General features: G+C 65.0%; 19 protein-coding genes. 9 read left to right on the forward strand and 10 right to left on the reverse strand.

Going from position 1 to position 18600, the window contains the following annotated elements:
- Positions 1-37: 37 nt before the first annotated feature.
- Together JNO51_RS01685 and ccoG are read left to right on the forward strand one after the other, a co-directional pair.
- A complete protein-coding gene (locus JNO51_RS01685; protein WP_215780628.1) occupies positions 38-427 on the forward strand; it encodes a nuclear transport factor 2 family protein in 390 nt (129 codons plus the stop codon).
- Between the two features lie 114 nt (positions 428-541).
- A complete protein-coding gene (gene ccoG, locus JNO51_RS01690; RefSeq protein ID WP_215780645.1) occupies positions 542-1882 on the forward strand; it encodes a cytochrome c oxidase accessory protein CcoG in 1341 nt (446 codons plus the stop codon).
- On the opposite strand, the gene JNO51_RS01695 is transcribed toward ccoG, so the two are convergent.
- On the reverse strand, positions 1851-3200 hold the full coding sequence (locus JNO51_RS01695) for a PLP-dependent aminotransferase family protein (RefSeq protein ID WP_215780647.1): 1350 nt from the start codon (positions 3198-3200) through the stop codon (positions 1851-1853). The genes ccoG and JNO51_RS01695 overlap by 32 nt on opposite strands.
- A 70-nt stretch (positions 3201-3270) precedes the next feature.
- Positions 3271-4134, reverse strand: a complete 864-nt coding sequence (locus JNO51_RS01700) for a carcinine hydrolase/isopenicillin-N N-acyltransferase family protein (RefSeq protein ID WP_215780650.1) — start codon at positions 4132-4134, stop codon at positions 3271-3273.
- A 236-nt stretch (positions 4135-4370) separates the two neighbouring features.
- On the opposite strand from JNO51_RS01700, the gene JNO51_RS01705 reads away from it, so the two are divergent.
- The gene (locus tag JNO51_RS01705) at positions 4371-5597 is read left to right on the forward strand and encodes an MFS transporter (protein WP_215780653.1); all 1227 of its coding nucleotides are present in this window, start codon (positions 4371-4373) and stop codon (positions 5595-5597) included.
- Here the strand turns inward: JNO51_RS01705 and JNO51_RS01710 are convergent.
- Positions 5585-6739: a multidrug effflux MFS transporter gene (locus JNO51_RS01710; protein ID WP_215780655.1), complete on the reverse strand. Its 1155-nt coding sequence runs from the start codon at positions 6737-6739 to the stop codon at positions 5585-5587. The two genes, JNO51_RS01705 and JNO51_RS01710, sit on opposite strands and share 13 nt — an antisense overlap.
- A 111-nt stretch (positions 6740-6850) precedes the next feature.
- Between JNO51_RS01710 and JNO51_RS01715 the strand changes: the two genes are divergently transcribed.
- The 3 genes from JNO51_RS01715 to arsB are packed head-to-tail and all read left to right on the forward strand — an operon-like array spanning position 6851 to position 8686.
- Positions 6851-7201 carry a helix-turn-helix transcriptional regulator gene (locus JNO51_RS01715; RefSeq protein WP_215780657.1) on the forward strand — a complete coding sequence of 117 codons (351 nt, stop codon included), beginning with the start codon at positions 6851-6853 and terminating at the stop codon, positions 7199-7201.
- Positions 7194-7616: an arsenate reductase ArsC gene (locus JNO51_RS01720; RefSeq protein ID WP_215780660.1), complete on the forward strand. Its 423-nt coding sequence runs from the start codon at positions 7194-7196 to the stop codon at positions 7614-7616. The genes JNO51_RS01715 and JNO51_RS01720 overlap by 8 nt, the downstream gene beginning before the upstream one ends.
- The gene (gene arsB, locus JNO51_RS01725) at positions 7616-8686 is read left to right on the forward strand and encodes an ACR3 family arsenite efflux transporter (RefSeq protein WP_252346152.1); all 1071 of its coding nucleotides are present in this window, start codon (positions 7616-7618) and stop codon (positions 8684-8686) included. The genes JNO51_RS01720 and arsB overlap by 1 nt, the downstream gene beginning before the upstream one ends.
- Positions 8687-8948: 262 nt before the next feature.
- On the opposite strand, the gene JNO51_RS01730 is transcribed toward arsB, so the two are convergent.
- The gene (locus tag JNO51_RS01730) at positions 8949-9839 is read right to left on the reverse strand and encodes a GNAT family N-acetyltransferase (protein ID WP_215780664.1); all 891 of its coding nucleotides are present in this window, start codon (positions 9837-9839) and stop codon (positions 8949-8951) included.
- A gap of 203 nt (positions 9840-10042) precedes the next feature.
- Here JNO51_RS01730 and JNO51_RS01735 point away from each other — a divergent pair, with 203 nt between their 5' ends.
- A complete protein-coding gene (locus JNO51_RS01735; protein ID WP_215780667.1) occupies positions 10043-10813 on the forward strand; it encodes an amino acid ABC transporter substrate-binding protein in 771 nt (256 codons plus the stop codon).
- Here the strand turns inward: JNO51_RS01735 and JNO51_RS01740 are convergent.
- Both JNO51_RS01740 and JNO51_RS01745 read right to left on the reverse strand, forming a co-directional pair.
- Positions 10782-11498: an HAD family hydrolase gene (locus JNO51_RS01740; protein WP_215780669.1), complete on the reverse strand. Its 717-nt coding sequence runs from the start codon at positions 11496-11498 to the stop codon at positions 10782-10784. The genes JNO51_RS01735 and JNO51_RS01740 overlap by 32 nt on opposite strands.
- A complete protein-coding gene (locus JNO51_RS01745; protein WP_215780671.1) occupies positions 11482-11667 on the reverse strand; it encodes a hypothetical protein in 186 nt (61 codons plus the stop codon). The genes JNO51_RS01740 and JNO51_RS01745 overlap by 17 nt, the downstream gene beginning before the upstream one ends.
- An 88-nt stretch (positions 11668-11755) precedes the next feature.
- Here JNO51_RS01745 and sgrR point away from each other — a divergent pair, with 88 nt between their 5' ends.
- Positions 11756-13450, forward strand: a complete 1695-nt coding sequence (sgrR, locus tag JNO51_RS01750) for an HTH-type transcriptional regulator SgrR (RefSeq protein ID WP_215780674.1) — start codon at positions 11756-11758, stop codon at positions 13448-13450.
- Here the strand turns inward: sgrR and JNO51_RS01755 are convergent.
- Positions 13419-13916 carry a DUF6622 family protein gene (locus tag JNO51_RS01755; protein ID WP_215780676.1) on the reverse strand — a complete coding sequence of 166 codons (498 nt, stop codon included), beginning with the start codon at positions 13914-13916 and terminating at the stop codon, positions 13419-13421. The genes sgrR and JNO51_RS01755 overlap by 32 nt on opposite strands.
- Positions 13917-14137: 221 nt before the next feature.
- On the opposite strand from JNO51_RS01755, the gene JNO51_RS01760 reads away from it, so the two are divergent.
- On the forward strand, positions 14138-15067 hold the full coding sequence (locus tag JNO51_RS01760; protein ID WP_215780678.1) for an RDD family protein: 930 nt from the start codon (positions 14138-14140) through the stop codon (positions 15065-15067).
- A 3-nt stretch (positions 15068-15070) separates the two neighbouring features.
- On the opposite strand, the gene JNO51_RS01765 is transcribed toward JNO51_RS01760, so the two are convergent.
- The 3 genes from JNO51_RS01765 to JNO51_RS01775 form a co-directional block, all read right to left on the reverse strand.
- Positions 15071-17272, reverse strand: coding sequence for an SLC26A/SulP transporter family protein (locus JNO51_RS01765; RefSeq protein WP_215780680.1), 2202 nt, complete (start codon positions 17270-17272; stop codon positions 15071-15073).
- Between the two features lie 103 nt (positions 17273-17375).
- The gene (locus JNO51_RS01770) at positions 17376-17606 is read right to left on the reverse strand and encodes a DUF2789 domain-containing protein (protein WP_215780683.1); all 231 of its coding nucleotides are present in this window, start codon (positions 17604-17606) and stop codon (positions 17376-17378) included.
- 42 nt (positions 17607-17648) lie between these two features.
- Positions 17649-18551, reverse strand: a complete 903-nt coding sequence (locus JNO51_RS01775; protein ID WP_215780685.1) for a LysR family transcriptional regulator — start codon at positions 18549-18551, stop codon at positions 17649-17651.
- Positions 18552-18600: the final 49 nt, after the last annotated feature.

The following is an 18600-nucleotide window of genomic DNA, read 5'->3' on the forward strand; positions in this document are numbered from 1 at the left end:
TGCCACAATGCCTCGACATCTGTTTCAGGAGTGCCCCATGTCCCAAGCCTCTGCCCTGAATGTGGTGCGCGAATTCTGGCGCCGCATGGCCAGCAATGATTTCCATTCGGTGTGCCCGCTGCTGGCGCCCGGTTTTGTGCTGGAATGGCCGCAATCCAATGAACGCATCCGCGGAGCCGAGCGCTTCGCACGCATGAACCAGGAATACCCGGCACATGGCAAATGGCGCTTCACCATCAACCGGTTGGTGGCCGACGAACATGAAGTCGTCAGCGACGTCAGCATTACCGATGGCGTGCAACAAGCACGCGCCATCTCCTTCTTCAGTGTCGAGGACGACCTGATCGTCCGGCTGGTGGAATACTGGCCCGACCCCTATCCGGCGCCGGAGAACCGTGCGCATCTGACCGAACCCCTGCATCCCTGACAGATACAGGCCCGGTCCGGACCTGTATCCGTCATTGCGTGCCATCTGTGCCTGTTGCCGCCGGCACAGAGTGCCTACCCTCGGGGAACGTTTTTCCCGATGAGGCACGACCCGATGGCAACGCCCCTGCAAGCCCAGCCAATCAAGCTCTATCCACGGTTGACCAGCGGCCGGTTCAATCGCTGGCGCGTCGGCCTGGTGCTGATCACCCAGGCGCTGTTCTTCCTCACCCCCTGGCTGGACTGGCAGGGGCGACAAGCCGTGCGCTTCGATTTCGTCAGCATGCGCGGCTATCTGTTCGGCCTCACCCTGCTGCCCGGCGACCTGATCTACCTGGCCGGGACGCTGATTCTCTGTGCCCTGGGACTATTTCTGTGGACCGCCCTGGCCGGGCGCCTGTGGTGTGGTTTCTCCTGCCCGCAGACGGTCTACAGCCAGATCATGCTGTGGATCGAGCGCTGGATCGAAGGTCCGCCAGCCGAGCGCCGCCGCCGCGATGCCGCGCCCTGGTCCGCCGGCAAACTGGCGCGCAAGAGCCTGACCCAGGCGCTGATGCTGGCCTTCAGCCTGCTGACCGGCTGGACCCTGGTCGGCTATTTCTCGCCGATGCGCGAACTGGCGCCGCGCTGGTTCAACGGCGGCGCCGGACAATGGGAGTGGCTGTTTGCCCTGGGCTATGCCGGCTTTACCTGGCTGCTGGCCGGCCATCTGCGCGAGAGCGTGTGCAAGCACATGTGCCCTTATGCCCGCTTTCAAAGTGCCATGTTTGATGCCGATACCCTGCTGGTCACCTATGACACCCGGCGCGGCGAACCGCGCGGCAGCCTGAAAAGCCCCGGCAAAGGCGCCTGCGTCGATTGCGGCCTCTGTGTGCAGGTCTGCCCGACCGGCATCGATATCCGCCAGGGCTTGCAGTATGAGTGCATCGGCTGTGCCGCCTGCATCGATGCCTGTGACCAGGTGATGGACAAGATCGGACGGCCGCGCGGCCTGATCCGCCTCGACCGGCTCAACCCGGAGACCCCGCAGGCACGCACCCTGTGGCAGCGTCCGCGCGTGCTGGTGTACAGCGCCCTGCTCGGCACCCTGGTGGCGATGATGGTCTGGGGGCTGGCATGGCGCGAACCCTTCCGCGTCGATGTGCTGCGTGACCGGGCGGTCATGGCGCGCGAAACCCCCGATGGCCTGATCGAAAATGTCTATACCCTGCGCATCCAGAATACCCGGCCAGAGGCGCGTCAATACGCCCTGACTGTCCGCGGCAGCGGCGTCGTGCGCACCGACCTGCGCCAGCCACTGCGTGCACCGGCCGATGGCAGCGCCAGCGTGCAGCTGGCGGTGATTGCCGACCCCTCCGTGCTGGCGCCGGGCAGCCATCCCCTGCAGTTTGAACTGGTCGATCAGCGTGAGCCCGGCCAGCGCGTCAGCGAAGCGGCACGGCTGCTGATGCCCTGAGGTCAGGCTGTGCCAGCGCCTGCAGCAGCCAGTCGAACGCGGCCTGTTGCGCCGGATCGTAGTAGCTGGCATTGATGCGCAAGGCATGGCGGCCGACCTCGTCGGGCTGGCACAGCCAGCCCGCCGCCAGCTGGATGCCGTGGCGCTGGGCCTGCACCGTCAGATGACTGCTGTCGACCGGCAGATCACGCAACCAGACAAAATAGCCGCCCTGAGCCGGGCTGAAACGTCCGAACGGCAACCTGTCGTGCAGCAGCCCCTCCACGGCACGCACCTGCTGCGCCAGCCGGTCAGTCAGCTGCGCCAGCATCCCCTTGTGCCTGCCCTGCGCCAGCAACTCGGCCAGCGCCATCTGATTGGGGAGGGGCGACGACAGCGTCTGCGCCAGCTTCAGGCGGCGGCAGATCTCGCCATAGCGGCCAGGGACCAGCCAGCCGAGACGGTAACCGGGCGTCAGCGTCTTGGAGAACGTACTGCACAGCAGGACGCGTCCGGACTGATCCATCGCCTGCAAGGGAACCGGGGTGGTCGCATGAAACCCGAGCCAGCGGTAGGCATCATCCTCAATGATGGCGATATCGTGCTGCTGCGCCAGTTGCAGGATGGCCTGCCGGGCGGCCGGACCGAGGGTCTGGCCGTGCGGATGACCATAGACACTCATCAGCGCAATGGCCTGAATCTTGCCCTGTGACAGCGCCGGTTCGATGGCCGCCAGATCGGGCAGACCATCCGGCAGCAAGGTCATGGGCCAGATGCGCACCCCTTGCTCGTTCAGCCGGCCCAGCAGGCCGGGGAAAGCCGGCAACAGCACCGCCACCCCCGGTTCATGCTGCCCGAGCGTGACCGCCGAAATCGCCAGCGACAAAGCCTCCATCCCGCCACAGGTCACCAGAATTTCGTCAGCATGCAGCGACCAGCCTTCACCGTGCGCCAGACGCGCCAGCTGGCGCCGCAGTGCCGGCAAACCGGCCAGCGCCGGCTCCGCCAGCCCCTGCTGGTAATGGCGCATGGCATGGAAAAACGCCCGCGTCAGCGCCCGGGTGTCATGCAGCTGCGGATTGATGAACGGCGCACCGAGCGGTGCGGCCAGCAGATCCTGCATGCCGGCAGCCCCGCGGGCCACCACGTAACCGCTGCGCGGCCGCGCCTCGATATAGCCCAGACGCTCCAGTTCTTCGTAGGCACGGCGCACCGTGTTCAGACTGACGTTGAAATGCTGTTCGCTGTGGCGCAGCGAAGGGATCAGCTCACCGGGCAGATAATCCCCCCGCTCGATGCTGTGAATCAGGTGTTCGACCAGTTCGCGGTATTTGCTCATGACAGTTCCATCGACATGGGCTCATTATGTGGCGGCATGATTAACTTGTCATGAGCATGCCATGACAGGCTCAACGCCCGGCCGCCCCGGCCAGGGTCTGGGCGGCTTGCCGCCAGAAGGCCTCGTCCAGGGTCAGCTGCAGATCACGCACCGGCGCCCCGGGGTTGGCCAGCCGCAGCCACAGTTGCGGCGCCGCCTGCGCCGGCAGCGCCACTTGCCAGCCGGCCAGGGTATCTTCGCGACCATGGCGCCACAGGCTGTCATCCGGGCCATCGTGCTGGTCATGACTGATCCGCTGAAAGTCGGCGATCGCCCACGGCCCCTGATGCCCGGCGATCAGACTGCGCACCCGCGCCAGCCGCACGCGGCTGCTCTGGCCGATACGCTGAGCGCCGTCCACCAGGGCAGGGTCGAAATAATGATTGGTATGCGCCATGCTGCCATCGCGCTGCCGACTGAGGGCATAGCGGCCATTCAGACCGATCTCCACCTGCATCAGTCCGTGGCGGTCGGCCAGCAGCAGAAACATCGGCCGGGCATGGGCGAACCACTGCGCGGCATGCTGTTCGACGGCATCCAGATCCGCGTCCTGCGCCAGAATGCGGCGCATCACCCCCTGTTCGCCGCTGCTGGCGTCGCGCTGCGCGCGCGTCAGACTGCTGGCCGAGGCACTCACCACCACCAGGCCGGCACGATTCACGCCGGCCTTCAGCCCGGGCGCCCGGCCGCCATCGGCGAACAGCCCGACATAGGGCAGGCCATGTACCGGTTTCACCAGCCGCAGCGACTGCTGGTGATCCGGCCGCCAGTCGCGATTCTTGGCGATCAGCGTCATCGGCGCCTGTGAGCCTGTCACCCCCCACAGGGTACAGGCGGCAGCAGACAGCGGCAGGCAGATCATCAGGGTCAGGGCGGTTCGGGATAACGGCGACATAGTCACTCCACAAGGCATACGCATCGTCAGGCTCGGCGTCTTGATGATAGCGCAATGCCCCAGGCAGCCGGTGCCGTATGGTCAGACCGACAGCGCTCAGGGACAGACAATCCGCATGGGCACCCTGACCGGCGATGGCAGCGGGCTGAGGCACCCGCCATGGCTGCTGGACCACGAGCGTCACCAGAAAGCGCAAAGTCGCTTACAATCGACAGACCTCTTCGACGGATTCCGTCATGTCCTTGCCCCGCAGCACCGAACCCGCCCGTCTGGTCGCCGGCACCCCCGCCTTCTGGCGCACGGCACGCGGCATGTTTGCCGGCGGCTTCGCCACCTTTGCCATGCTCTACTGCCTGCAGCCCCTGATGCCGCAGTTCAGCCAGGCCTTCGGGATCAGTGCGGCCAGCGCCAGCGGCGTGTTGTCCGCCTCGACCGCCAGCCTGGCCTTCGGCCTGCTGCCGGCCAGCTGGCTGGCCGATCGGGTCGGCCGCAAGCCGCTCATGGGCGCGGCGCTGGCACTGGCCGCCCTGCTGACCCTGGCTTGCGCACTGACCACCGGCTTTGGCCAGCTGCTGCTGCTTCGCGCACTGGTCGGACTGGCCCTGTCCGGCCTGCCGGCCACCGCCATGGCCTATCTGGCAGAAGAAATGGAGCCTGCCTCGCTCGGTCGGGTGATGGGGCTGTATGTGGGCGGCAATGCCCTGGGCGGGATGAGCGGTCGCTTTCTGTCGTCGCTGGTGGTGGAGCACTTCAGCTGGCGCGTGGCACTGCTGCTGATCGGTTTGCTGGGCGCCGGCAGTGCCTGGGTGTTCTGGCACAACCTGGCGCCATCGCGGCATTTCCGGCCGCAACGCACGCGACTGGGCGACATGGCACAGGCCGCACGCGCGCATCTGGCCGATGCCGGGCTGCCATGGCTGTTTCTGACCTCGTTTGCCCTGATGGGCTGCTTCGTCAGTGTCTACAACTATCTCGGCTTCCGCCTGGCAGCGGCCCCCTATCTGCTGAGTCCCGGCACCATCGGGCTGGTGTTCAGCCTGTACATGGTCGGCTCCGTGTCGTCGGCCTGGGCCGGGCGCCTGTCCGATCGGGTCGGGCGACGCAATGTGCTGTGGCTGACCCAGTGCGTCGTCCTGGCCGGCCTCGGCCTGACACTGGCCGACAGCCTGTGGCTCATCATCGCCGGACTGACACTCTGCACCATCGGCTTCTTTGCCGGCCACTCGGTGGCCAGCAGCTGGGTCGGCCTGCGCGCCCGCCAGGGGCGCGCACTGGCTTCGGCACTGTATCTGGCTTGTTACTATCTGGGCGGCAGTATCATCGGATCGGTCTCCGGTCTGGCCTTCGGGGCACGCGGCTGGCCGGGTGTCATCCTGCTGCTCGCGCTGTTGCAGCTACTGGCGCTGGCGCTGGCCTGGCGCCTGCGCCGGCTGACGCCGCTGGCACCGACTCAGTCGCCCTGACGATCCCGCAACAGCAGCAAGCCGACCCCACTGAGCACAATGATGCCACCGCCCAGCGCCCATTCAGCCGGCCAGGGCAGGGCCGCCAGCGTCGCCGACAGCAGCGAGGCAAACAGCATCTGTGCACAGCCCACCACCGCGGCGGCGCGCCCGGCCATCTCGCCGAACGGTGCCATGGCCAGACTGCTGGCCGGACCCAGCGTGCAGGCGAACCCGATCCCCAGCACGCCCACCGGCAGCATGTAGTGCCACGCGCCCTGCCGGGCGGCCAACAGCCACATCAACAGGCCGGCCAGCAACATCAACAACAGCCCGAAGCGCAAGACATGACGCAGCTTGAAGCGGCCGATGGTACGCAGGCTGATGAAGCTGGCCGCCATGATCAGCAGGGCATTGGCCCCGAACAGCAGGCCAAACGCCGCGCCGGACAGCCCGCCGCGGGCAATCAGCACCGCCGGCGCCAGCGTGACATAGCTGATGATCAGCCCCAGTGCCGCGCAGCAGCAGAAGCCATAACGCAGCATGGCCGGGTGGGTCAGTACCCGAGCCAGCGGCAGCGGGCGAGCATGCGCAACCCGGATGACGCGCGTTTCCGGCATACGCCAGCCCAGCCACAGCGAGGCCAGCAAGGCCGCGCCGGCCAGCAGTTCAAAGCAGAGCGGCCAGCCCCAGCCCTGCGTCAGCCAGCCACCGAGCGCCGGCGCCAGCGCCGGGACAATGTTCAGCGTGCCATTGAGCAGGTTGTAACGGCGAGCGGCGGCATCACCATCGAAGCAGTCGCGGATTACGGCAAAGGCGCACACCGCACTGGCACTGGCGCCCAGCCCCTGCGTCAGCCGCAGCAGCAGAAAACTGCCCAGCTGCTGACTGTGACTGGCCAACAGGGCGCTGAGGGCATAAAGCAGCAGGCCGGACAAAGCCACCGGCCGCCTGCCAATCCGGTCGGCCAGCGGGCCGAACAGCAATTGCCCCAGCCCGAGACTGAACACAAACACACTGATGCTGACCGAGGCATGGCCCCCCAGCGATTGTTCAATGGCAGGCAGCGCCGGCAGATACAGATCGACCCCCAGCGGATTGAACAGGATCAGCAGCAGGGCGGACAGGGTGGCCGTATCAAGTCGGCGCAGAGAGGAGGACACGATGGGTTGGCTTGAAGAGAAAACGCCATGCTAACAAATCGGCGCAAGCTGTGCCTGTGCGCACCAGACACAAGGGTTGGCTTTTGCTGATGATTCGATAATAATGGAAATATGGAAATAGAAAATGCGGTCGAATTGCTGGCAGCCCTCGGGCATGCCTCACGCCTGGCGGTCTTTCGCCTGCTGGTCGAAGCGGGACCACAAGGTCTGCACGCCAGTGCCATTGCCGCCCAATTGGCCATGGCGCCGGCCACGCTGTCCTTCCACCTGGCGCATCTCAGCCGGGTTGGCCTGATCCGTGGTCAGCGCGCCAGCCGTTTCATTCACTACTCAGCCAACTATGAATCGGTCGATGGACTGATCGCCTTTCTGACGCAGAACTGCTGTCAGGGCTCGCCCTGTCTGACGACAACAGCCTGCTGCACGCCAGCCGACCGACCGGAGACCATGCAAAATGTCTGACCTTCCGACCGTGCTGGTGCTGTGCACCGGCAATGCCTGCCGTTCCCAGATGGGCGAAGCCATTCTGAACCATGACCTGGCGGGGCGGGTACAGGCCATCTCGGCGGGCACCCAGCCCCAGGCGCAAGTGGCCGAGGGGGCACTGACCGCCCTGCGCATGGCCGGATTGCCCTGCGAGGGCTTGCGGCCCAAATCGGTCGATACCTGGCTGGACCGGCAGATTGATCTGGTGGTGACGGTGTGTGATCACGCCCGGGAAAGCTGCCCGGTGTTTCCGCGCCGGGTCAAACAGCTGCATGTCGGTTTTCATGACCCGCATGGCGAGCCTTTGCAGCAATTCCTGGCGGTGCGCGACGACATTCGCGCCCGCCTGGTGCCGGCAGTGTGCGCCGCGCTCGGACTGGAGCAGGCATGATGGCGCAGCCCCTTCGTCCGGCCATGGCCATGAATCGCTTCGAACGCTATCTGAGCGTGTGGGTTGTCCTCTGCATTCTGGCCGGCATCGCGGCCGGCCAGTGGGCGCCGGGCCTGTTTCATGCCATCGGTGCCATCGAGTTTGCCCGCGTCAATCTGCCTGTTGGGCTGCTGATCTGGGTGATGATCATTCCGATGCTGCTCAAGGTGGACTTTGCCGCCCTGCATGAAATCCGGCACCACGTGCGCGGCATTGGCGTGACCCTGCTGGTCAACTGGCTGATCAAGCCCTTTTCCATGGCCCTGCTCGGCTGGCTGTTCGTGCGTCAGCTATTCGCGCCCTGGCTGCCGGCGGGGCAGCTCGACAGCTATATTGCCGGCCTGATACTGCTGGCGGCCGCGCCCTGCACGGCCATGGTCTTCGTCTGGAGCCGCCTGGCCGGCGGCGACCCGCTGTTCACCCTGTCGCAGGTCGCCATCAACGACACCATCATGGTGTTTGCCTTTGCGCCGATTGTCGCCCTGCTGCTGGGGATATCCTCGATCAGCGTGCCATGGGGCACCTTGCTCACCTCGGTGCTGCTCTACATCGTCTTGCCCGTCACCCTGGCCCAACTCTGGCGTCGAGCCCTGCTGGCCAGAGGACAGGCGGTGTTCGATGCCACCCTGGCCCGCATCGCACCCTGGTCGATATCGGCGCTGCTGGCCACCCTGGTGCTGCTGTTTGCCTTTCAGGGGCAAGCCATCCTGCGCCAGCCGCTGGTGATCGCCTTGCTGGCGGTGCCCATCCTGATTCAGGTGTTTTTCAATGCCGCGCTGGCCTACTGGCTGAACCGGCAATTGGGTGAAAAGCATGCGATTGCCGCGCCGTCCGCGCTGATCGGGGCGTCGAATTTCTTCGAGCTGGCCGTGGCCACGGCCATCAGCCTGTTCGGCTTCGAGTCTGGCGCGGCACTGGCCACCGTGGTCGGCGTGCTGATCGAGGTGCCGGTGATGTTGCTGGTCGTGCGGGTCGTGAATGGCTCCAGAGACTGGTACGAACACCCGCGGCCTCATCTCGGCAGCCGGTGAGGTTCATGTCAACCGTTGGTGGGGGGCATGGGGGCGTTGCATTGGGGCATTGCATTCGGCGAATGCACCCTACGCGAATGTGTCCTGTGGCGGTAGGGCGCAATCTTTAATTGCGCCTCAACGGTTGTGGCATTGCATTGATGCATTGCATTGGCGCATTGCCTTCGGCGAATGCACCCTACGCGAATGCATCCTACGCGAATGCATCCTACGTGGATGCGCCCTACGTGGATGTTGTAGGGCGCAATCTTTCATTGCGCCATCAACGGTGGGTGCTGGGGTGGCGGCGCATGGCAATCAGGGGTTCTCCCTGTGCCAGGCAGTCGGTGAGTCGCTCGGCGAGGAATGGTGGCAGCTCGCTGGCGGACACGGTTTCGAAGCCGGCATGGCCATAGAAGTTGCGCAGGTGGGCATAGGGCAGGCAGTAGGCAGTCGCCAGCTGCAGGTGCGGGATGCAGGCACCTAACAAGCGCGCACCGATGCCTTGTTGCTGATGCAAGGGATGAATCTGCATGCCGCGCAGCACCATGGTCTGCTGCTCCAGGCACAGGCGAACGGCACCGACCAGCTGTCCATGCAGGCGTGCCACCATGATCAGGTCCGTCTCACGCAAGCTGCCGTTGTAGCCGACCAGGGTGTAAAACGCTTGCACCGCCGAGCGTTCGGCGGACGTGGCGGGCGAGATGTCCATTGTGTCGGCGGTCTTGCGGTCATACATCATGCTGCCTCGTCCCTCATGCGCCAGCAGGCAATAAGCGCCGTCCGGGCCCTCGCCCCGCGCCAGCTGGACAAACCCCTGCCGATCATAAAAAGCCCTGGCGGCCAGGTTCTGCTGCAGACACTTCAGGGTGTAACGCTGGCGGCCCCAGTCAGGCAACGACTGCAGCAGCAGGCGGCCAATGCCCTGGCCCTGATGGCCGGGGGCGACATAAAGGTGGTGGATGAAGTGATCGGGCTGCCACACGCTGATGAAACCACACAACTGCCCGGTCGCGTCGCGCGCCAGCCAGATGGCTTCGCCCTCGCTCTGCTGGCGCAAATTGTCGGCCTTCAGCTGTGCCGGGGTTTGCCAGTAAAAAGTGGCCAGACGGGTGTGCAGGAAGAGCTGCTCCAGCGCCGGCCAGTCGCTACTGGTCGCAGGTGTAATGATCATGATGAATGAATAACAATGTCAGACTGGTGAGTGTAACAGCCCGCAGCAGGCTCAGGACGATGTGCGACAGGGGTGATATATATATTTTAGTAATGACAGCCGGAAATTAAGTTATTAATCAGAATAAAGCGCGGCTGTTACATTCATCCCTGATCACCCCCGCTGACGGGGGACGTTATTCACGAAGACCTCAGGAGTGCTGTATGAATCGATTTGCGCCCCGTTTATTGTTGCTGGTTCTGCCCCTGCTGGCCGCCAGTGCCCACGCCGCCGATGCCCTGGCCCAGATCAAGGCCGCCGGCGTACTGAAAATCGGCACGGAAGGTTCGTACCCCCCCTTCACCTTTCATGACGCCAGCGGCAAGCTGGTTGGCTTTGATGTCGAACTGGCCGAAGCGCTGGCGCAGAAACTCGGCGTCAAGCCGCAGTTTGTCGAAGGCAAATGGGACGGGCTGATTGCCGGGCTGGATGTGGCCCGTTACGACGTGGTCATCAATGAGGTGTCGATCACGCCAGCGCGCCAGACCAAATACGATTTCTCCGCGCCCTATATCGTCTCCAAGGCGGCACTGATCGTGCGCAGCGACAACCACAGCATCAAGTCCTTTGCCGACCTGAAAGGCAAGAAATCACCCAATTCACTGACCAGCAACTTTGCCCGCCTGGCCCAGGCCAACGGCGCCGAGGTGATCCCGGTGCAGGGATTTAACGAGAGCGTCGAGTTGCTATTGTCCGGACGAGCGGATGCGACCATCAATGACAGTCTGTCCTTCTTTGACTTCAAGAAGCATCAGCCGAATGCCCCGCTGAAAGTCGCCGCCTACGAGGCCAACGCCGAATCGGCCGGCGTGGTGCTGCGCAAGGGCAATCCGGCGCTGGTCAGTGCCATCAATCAGGCACTGGGCCAGATTCGAGCCGATGGCACCTACAGGCGTCTGTCGCTCAAGTACTTTGGCGAAGACGTGTCGCCATGACCGGCTCCACCTGCACCAGCGGCCGCGTTCTGCTCAGGCAGAAGCGGCCGTTTTGCTGTTGCAGCTGCAGATCGCGGTAATCGGTGAGCCAGCAGAAGTCGGCCAGCTGTGCGGACGGCAAGGTGCCGGCCAGCGCCACCACCTGCATGCCGGCAGCCAGACCCGCCTGCAGACCCGCCGGCGCGTCTTCGAACACCACACAGTCAGCGGGGGCCACCTTGAGCCTCTGCGCCGCCTTCAGATAACCCTCAGGGTCCGGCTTGCCGCGTTCCACCTCCTCGCCGCAAATCATCACCGCCGGCAGCGGCAGCCCGGCGGCCCGCATGCGGGCTTCGGCCAGCACCCTGGGCGCCGAGGTGACCAGCGCCCAGGCATGATCCGGCAGCGCGGCCAGCAGGCGTGCGGCGCCCGGCAAGGCGACAATGCCCTCGGTATCGGCCACTTCTTCCGCCGTCAGCCGTGCCGCCTCGGCCGCGACATCCACCCCGGGAGGCGCCAGCAGGGCCACACTTTCCTCCGCCTTGCGGCCGGGAATACGCGCCATGACCGCGGCGGCATCCAGCCCGTGGCGGGCGGCAAAGCCATGCCAGACCTTTTCCACGACCGCGCTGGAATCGACCAGCGTGCCGTCCATGTCAAACAGCAGGGCATTCGCCCACAGGGAAAAATCAGTTTGCCTTTGCATCGGATGATGGCTTTCGTGTGCACGGGTTGAGGGGGGCGCCCTTGCGCTGCGCCGGACCCTGGATCAAATCGGTCAGCAACGCCATGGCGACCTCGGGTTGGATCCCGAAACGCGGCAGATGGCGTTTCAGGTATTCGGCATGATAGCCGAGCAGGATTTGCTTTTGCATACTGGACTCCGCAAAGGGGGATGCGCTATTTTGGCGCTGAAAAGGGGTAAGAAAAATTGCTGAGATATGAGAAAGGGATTTCCTCTTTATGCTATCCGCACGGCTGAGCCAGCAGTATCAGCGTCTGTACCAGGCCCATGGCGGGCAAACCGTACAGACCACCTTGCAGCAACTGGCCGATACCCTGCATTGCACCCGGCGCCATATGCGCAACCTGCTGGCGCTGATGCAGGCACAGGGCTGGATCGAGTGGCAGTCGCGAGCCGGCCGCGGCGGCCGTTCGCAGCTGGTGTTCTGCCATACCCCGGACCAGCTGCAGCGCGAGCGCGCCGGCCAATTGCTGGCGCAGGGACGCCTGGAACAAGCCGTCGATCTGCTGGAAGATCGCGATGCGCTGTCCTCGCTGTTGCTGTCGCGACTGGGGCAGCGCTGGGAGCAGGGGCGCCAGGTCCTGACCGTGCCCTACTACCGGCCGCTGCATCACCTCTTGCCCGGAACCCCGCTGCGGCGAACCGAGCGCCATCTGGCCGGCCAGCTGTTCAGCGGCCTGACCCGACTAAATGAGGAAAAAGGGGAAATCGAGGCGGATCTGGCGCACCACTGGTATGCCCATACTCCGCTTGAATGGCACTTTCATCTACGCCCCTCGGTACAGTGGCATGACGGCTCGCGGCTGGAGATCGGACAAGTCGTGGCCGCCCTGCAGCGCCTGATGACACAACCGCTGTTTCGCCACTGGCGGGCAGTGCGCATCCTGTCGCCGCGCTGCCTGGCCATCGAGCTGCACGAACCGGATGGCTGGCTGCCCTGGCTGCTGGCCGATGCCAGCGCCATGATCGTCCCGCCCGAGGCGTCGACCCGGCCCGACTTCGCGCGCCTGCCGGTGGGCACCGGCCCCTACCGCGTGCAGATCAATGACAACTACCAGCTCAAGCTGCAGGCCTTCGACGACTATTTTGGCTACCGGGCCCTGCTGGACGAGGTGGATATCCTGATCGTGCCGGATCTGATCGATGGCTCGGCCCTGCATGAGCGGCGCTCTTCCTGCGAACTGAAGGTCCAGGTCAAGGCCGGCGATGCCAGCCAGGCGCGTGACGAGATGGTGTGCGAGCAGGGCTGCCACTTCCTGTTGTTTGACGGCCGCTCGGCGCGCATGCACTCGGCACCGCTGCGGCAATGGCTGAGCCAGGAACTGACCCCGCTGGGCCTGATCGCCGGCCTGACGCCCGAAGTGCGCCGCTACTGGACCCCGGCCGCCGGTCTGCTGCCGCAATGGTTTCATGGCCAGATGGCGCAGACAGCCACGCCCCCGCAGCCCACGCTGACCCTGCGCCTGGCTTACCACGCCGAACAGCCGGATTACCCGATCGTGGCCGACCTGATGCAGCAACGACTGGCCGCACAGGGCGTGCAACTCGAATGCCATTGCCTGCCCTACGACGCCTGGGACCAGGGCGAGGGCGAGTTTGACCTCTGGCTGGGCTCCATCAATTTTGCCGGCAATCCGGAATACGCCGTCGCCGCCTGGTTGCTCGGCACGCCGCTGCTGCGCCATGGCCTGGAGGCCGCCGGCACGCTGCCACTGGCCAGCTGGCATTCCGCCTGGCGCCGCGGTGAAGTCACGGCCCAGGCGCTGGCCGCCGAAGTGGTGCAAAGCGGCTGGCTGTTGCCGCTGTTTCATCACTGGTTCCGCCTGCAGGGCAGCCACCAGATGCAGGGGGTGCGGCTCAACAGCCTGGGCTGGTTCGATTTCAAGTCGGCCTGGCTGGCACCGTCAGCCTGAGCAAAAGCAGCAGGCGCGCCGCGAAATAGCTGCTGAACAGCCCGTACAGCAAGGCAATGGTCATGACGAAATCGCGTTGCTGCGCCAGCGCCGGGCTGCGCGCCAGGCTGATCGCCACCGCATACTTGCTGCAGAAGATCAGCAGCATGACCAGCATGGGCCAGCGGCTGCCCGGCAGCCAGAAGCGGCGTTGCTGCGGCAGATAGCGTGCGGTCGATACGCCCCCCCGGCGTTGCCACAGACTCAGGCCGATCACCAGACCACCGCCCCAGCAGGCAAAAGCCAGCGCCGAGCCAAAGGCACTGGCCAGCCCGCCCAGCGACAGCCCCAGCATCACCAGCGGCAGGATCAGCACGCGCGCCAGCGGCACTTCGCGCGGCCGGGTTTGCAGATAACCGGCATACAGCAGGTAAGCCAGCAACAGAAACACCCAGATCGGGGTGTGCTGCAGAATGATCAGAAGCATGTCAGGCGCCTTGTCGAGTTCGATGGCGCCCAGCATGCCGACCGGCAGGTTGCGAGCACAGGACCAGGCGATGAACTGCCGTACTGCACGATGACCGGTGCTGACACCGGATGAACGGATGCCCGCCGATCATGAGCAGGCTATAATCGCCAATTATTTTTCATGCTTTTATCATTGCGTGCCGGCAGCCAACCGGACGCGCCTCAGACAGGAAGCCGTTGATGACCCATGCTGGATTCTGGCGCCGCCTGGCGGCCTTTGCGATCGATCTGTTGCTGCTGGGCACCGTGGGCCAGCTTTGCGGCCTGGTGGCCTTTGACCAGCTGGCGAGCCTCGGTGGCTGGGGACGTCTGATCGGACTGGTGCTGAGTGTGCTGTATTTCGGCGTACTCGACAGTCGTCTGGGCGGCGGCCAGACACTGGGCAAACGGCTGCTGGGCATCGTGCTCTACCACCAGGCGGGGCAACGGATCAGCCCCGTACGCAGCGCCTTGCGCTACCTGGTGATTGCGCTGCCGCTGGAAATCAACGCCCTCAGCCAGGGGCCGGGCGACGGCCAGATGGGCTTGTCCATGCTGCAAGCGGCATTGAGCCTGGGGGTCGGGCTGGCCTGCCTGTACATGATGATCTTCAACCGCCGGCAGGGACAGTGGCTGCCCGATGTACTGTGCCGCACGCTGGTGCTGCGCAAACAGCCGGGAGACTTGCCGAACCCTGTCTTCTGGCGAGGTCATGCCTATGCCGGGCTGTCCATGCTGGCCCTGGCCGCCGCCTTGCCGCCCATGCTGGCGCACTGGCTCAATGCACCGGTCTATGGAGAGCTGACCCGGGTGGCGAATGCCGTGCAGGCGGTGCCCGGCGTGAGGGCCATCGGCGTGCAGGAGGCACAGAAGGGCGGCACCTCGCCTGAGGGGGCGCCACCGACAGTCTTCCTGCAGGTCTCGGCCCAGGTCGATCAGCGCGCCCGGCTGACGCAGACCATGGCCAATCAGGTGGCGCGCGCGGCGCTGCCGCAAATGGCCGCGACCGATCGTGCCGGACTGGTGATTGCGCTGCGCTACGGCTTCAACATCGGCATCGCCAGCCGCTGGATGCAGTACAACGTCAGCCACAGCCCGGCCGAGTGGCGCCAGTTGCTGCTCAAGCCATAGGCCCTAGTCGCGCAGCACGCGCAGCTCCTTGTTCATCATGCGCATGCGCATGGCCAGCACCAGCGCAATCCCTTCGAAGATGGCGGCACAGCCATCCGGCTGGGTGGCCGCAAACTGGTCAAAGCGCTGACGCGACAGCAGGTAATAGTCAGTGTCGGTCATGGCGACGGCTTCGGCTGTACGGCGCACACTGTCGAGAAAGCCCATCTCGCCGATAAAGTCGCCGCGACCGAAAGTGCCGATATGCCAGGCCTCCTTCTTGCGCAACGGCAGACTGACCCGCACCGTGCCGCGGCGGATGAACAGCAAATCGCCGCCCTCGGTACCGAGCGCAAACACCTTTTCCCCGGCGGCCGCATGGTGCGTTTCCATCAGATCGGCCAGCCGGGTCAGTGAGCCGGGCTTCCAGCACAAGACCTGCTCCAGCGCGTCAAGGCTGAGCGGTTCCGCCTCCTCGCGCACCAGACAGGCCGCTTCGCGCAGCATTTGCCCCTCCACCCACTCCAGCGCCTCATCCAGCTGACGGAAAGCCAGCGCCTTCGGGCTGTCCTGCAGCAGGCCCACCTGCCGCAGATAGCGCTTCATCTTCAAGCCACTGGGCAGCCCGTGCGGGATTTCCGAAAAAATCAGCCAGGCCCCGACCGCCTCCAGCCGGTCCTTGATCTGCTCGAGGACATGCGTGGCCGTCAGGTCGATCGACTGCACCCGGCGCAGATTGAGAATCACATAAGTGCGCGGACCGATTTCCGGCTCCAGCGCCAGATAAAGCTGGTGCGCGGTGCCGAAAAACAGACTGCCCTGCAGCTCGACGATCACCGTCTTGCTGCCTTCGCGGATCAGGATGGCCAGCTCCTGTTCGTGGCGCATCACCCGCGAGAAGGCGCCGCCGCCTTCGATCTTGCGGCGCAGCACCGTGCTGCGCATCTGCTCGCGCAGATACAGCATCATCGCCAGCAGGATGCCTACCCCCGACGCCGCAATCAGACTGACACTCAGCGCGGTCACCACCACGGCAATGATGACCAGAAAGTCAAAGCGCGTGGCCTTGCTGCGGAAGAACGCCAGACTGCGCACATCAATCATGCGCGCCCCGACCACCAGCAAAATCCCCGCCAGCGCCGCCAGCGGTACCCAGGCCACCAGCGGCGACAACAGCAGCAAGGCCAGCAGCGCAAAGCCGCCGGCCAGCAGACCGGAACGGCGCGTGCGGGCGCCACTGGACAGATTGACCATCGAGGCCCCCATCTGCCCCGCACCGGGGATGCCGCCCATCACCGCCGAGGCCACATTGGCCAGCCCCTGGGCCACCAGCTCACGGTTCGGATTGTGGTGCGAGTAGGTCAGGGTATCCAGCACCACACAGGTTTTCAGGGTGTCGATGGAGAGCAGCGCGGCCAGCGTCAGTGCCGGAATGATCACCTGGGCCAGCATGGCCGGGTCACCCTGCTGCAGCGCCTGCAGATTCTGTTGCAGCATCTCGGCCAGTTCGCCATGACCGCCCACCAGCGGACCGATGATGTAGGGATTGCCATGCGATTGCCACAGACCAGGGTCCGCCAGACCCAGCAGCAGATACACCGCGATGCCGGTCAGCATGGCCAGAATCGCCGCCGGCACAATGCGCACCACCCGTGGCGCCAGCAACATGGTCGCCACCACCGCCAGACCGACCAGCAGGCTTTGCCAGTGCCACAGCAGCGGCTGCTGCAAGGCCCTGAACAGGCTCATGCCCTTGGGCGTGCCGAGCAGGGCGGGCAACTGGCCGAAAATGATGGTCAGACCCACCCCGCTGAGATAGCCGCTCACCACCGGATAGGGAATAAAACGGATCAGACGGCCGATCCCCGCCAGACCGAGCATGACCTGAATGGCACCGGCGAGCAGCGCGATCAGCATCAGCAGCAGCATGATGCTGGCCGGGGAAGTGGATTGCTGCATCAGGGAGATCGACAGGGCCGACATGACCGCCGCCGCCGGCGCGCAGGGCGCGGTGATCAGGCGGTCCGTCCCGCCAAAGGTCGCGGCGACCAGCCCGAGACTGGTGGCGCCAAGGATGCCGGCCAGCGCGCCGTGAGCCGCATAGTCCCCGCCGAGCGGGGCAAAGATGGTGACGCCAAAGGCAATCGCCGAGGGGAGCGCCACCAGCATGGCCGCCAGCCCCCCCCACAGATCACCCGCTGTGTGGTGTTGTTCTTCCGTCGTCATGACCGCCCCCGGTGATGCTGTTTTTATCGCTGCGGCAGATGTCATGACACCGCGGCAGACTGTTATGACAATTATAAGACGGTTTGGCGAATTTTAACGGCGCTTAACGGCTCAACATCACGGTCAACTGCTCGACCGCATCCGACCAGTCGGCATCCTCCTCCAGCGCACTTTGCAGAAAATCACGCTGCGCCTCATTCCAGAAGTCGGCCTGATAGATCTTCTGATCCGCCGCCAGCGGGTGGCTGGCAATGAAACGGCGAATGGCCTCCGGCTCGGCCGGCAGGCCCAGCTCGTCGAACAACGCCGACAGGTGATGATGACTGGTATCCATGACATGCCCTTCAAGTGGTCTGGCCCGGACTGCCAGCATAGTTCATTGTGCGCCGCGCGGTGTGGCACCTGCCGTCCAGTCGAGCAGGAAATCCAGCAAGACCCGGACCCGCGCCGGCAAAGCACGCTGTGGCGGCCAAAGCGCATACACCGGCAAAGCCTCGCCCTGCCAGCCGGGCAGCGGATTCACCAGCCGGCCGCTGGCCAGCGCCGCTTCGGCGGCACGCAAAGGACAATACAGAATGCCCTGGCCGGCCACCGCCAGATCGACCGCCAGTTGCATATCGTTGACCCGCAGCCTGACCGGATCCTGCGGCTGGAACACCGTCGCGTTACCGCCCGCCGTGTCCTGCAGGCGCCAGCGCCGCATCGGTTCGGCCACCAGCAAATCATGTTGCGCCAGCGCCGCCGGCGAGTCCGGCCAGCCTGCGCGCGCCAGATAGTCCGGAGCCGCCACCAGTACCGTTTGCCCCGTGCCCAGCCGACGCTGGCCATACAGCGAGTCCGCCTGCTCCCCCACACGCAGCGCCAGATCCGCCCCTTCCGCCAGCAAGTCCTGACGCTCATTGGCCAGCTGCAGCACCAGCCGGATATCCGGGTACTGCGCCATAAACCGCGCCCAGGCTTCGCGATACAGCACGCCCGCCAGCGTCACCGGTGCCAGCACCCGCACCACCCCGGCCGGACGATTCAGCTCGGCATCCAGCGAGCTGGTGGCCTGCTGCAACGAGGCCAGCAAGGGACGGCAACGCTCGTAGTATTGCCAGCCTGCTTCCGTCGGCAGCAGGCGCCGCGCACTGCGATGCAGCAGCCGGCAGCCCAGTGCCTGTTCCAGCTTCTGCAGTCGGCGAGTCAGCGTGGCGGGCGGCATGGCATGGCGCTGAGCCGCTGCGTTCAGGCTGCCGCACTCGACAATGCGGATAAATAAGGCCAGATCGTCCAGCATGATTTCATTTTTGCAATTAGAAATTGAAATTTTAGCGCTATTTGCAAAA

The sequence above is a fragment of the Paludibacterium sp. B53371 genome (assembly GCF_018802765.1).
In the GTDB taxonomy this organism is placed as follows: domain Bacteria; phylum Pseudomonadota; class Gammaproteobacteria; order Burkholderiales; family Chromobacteriaceae; genus Paludibacterium.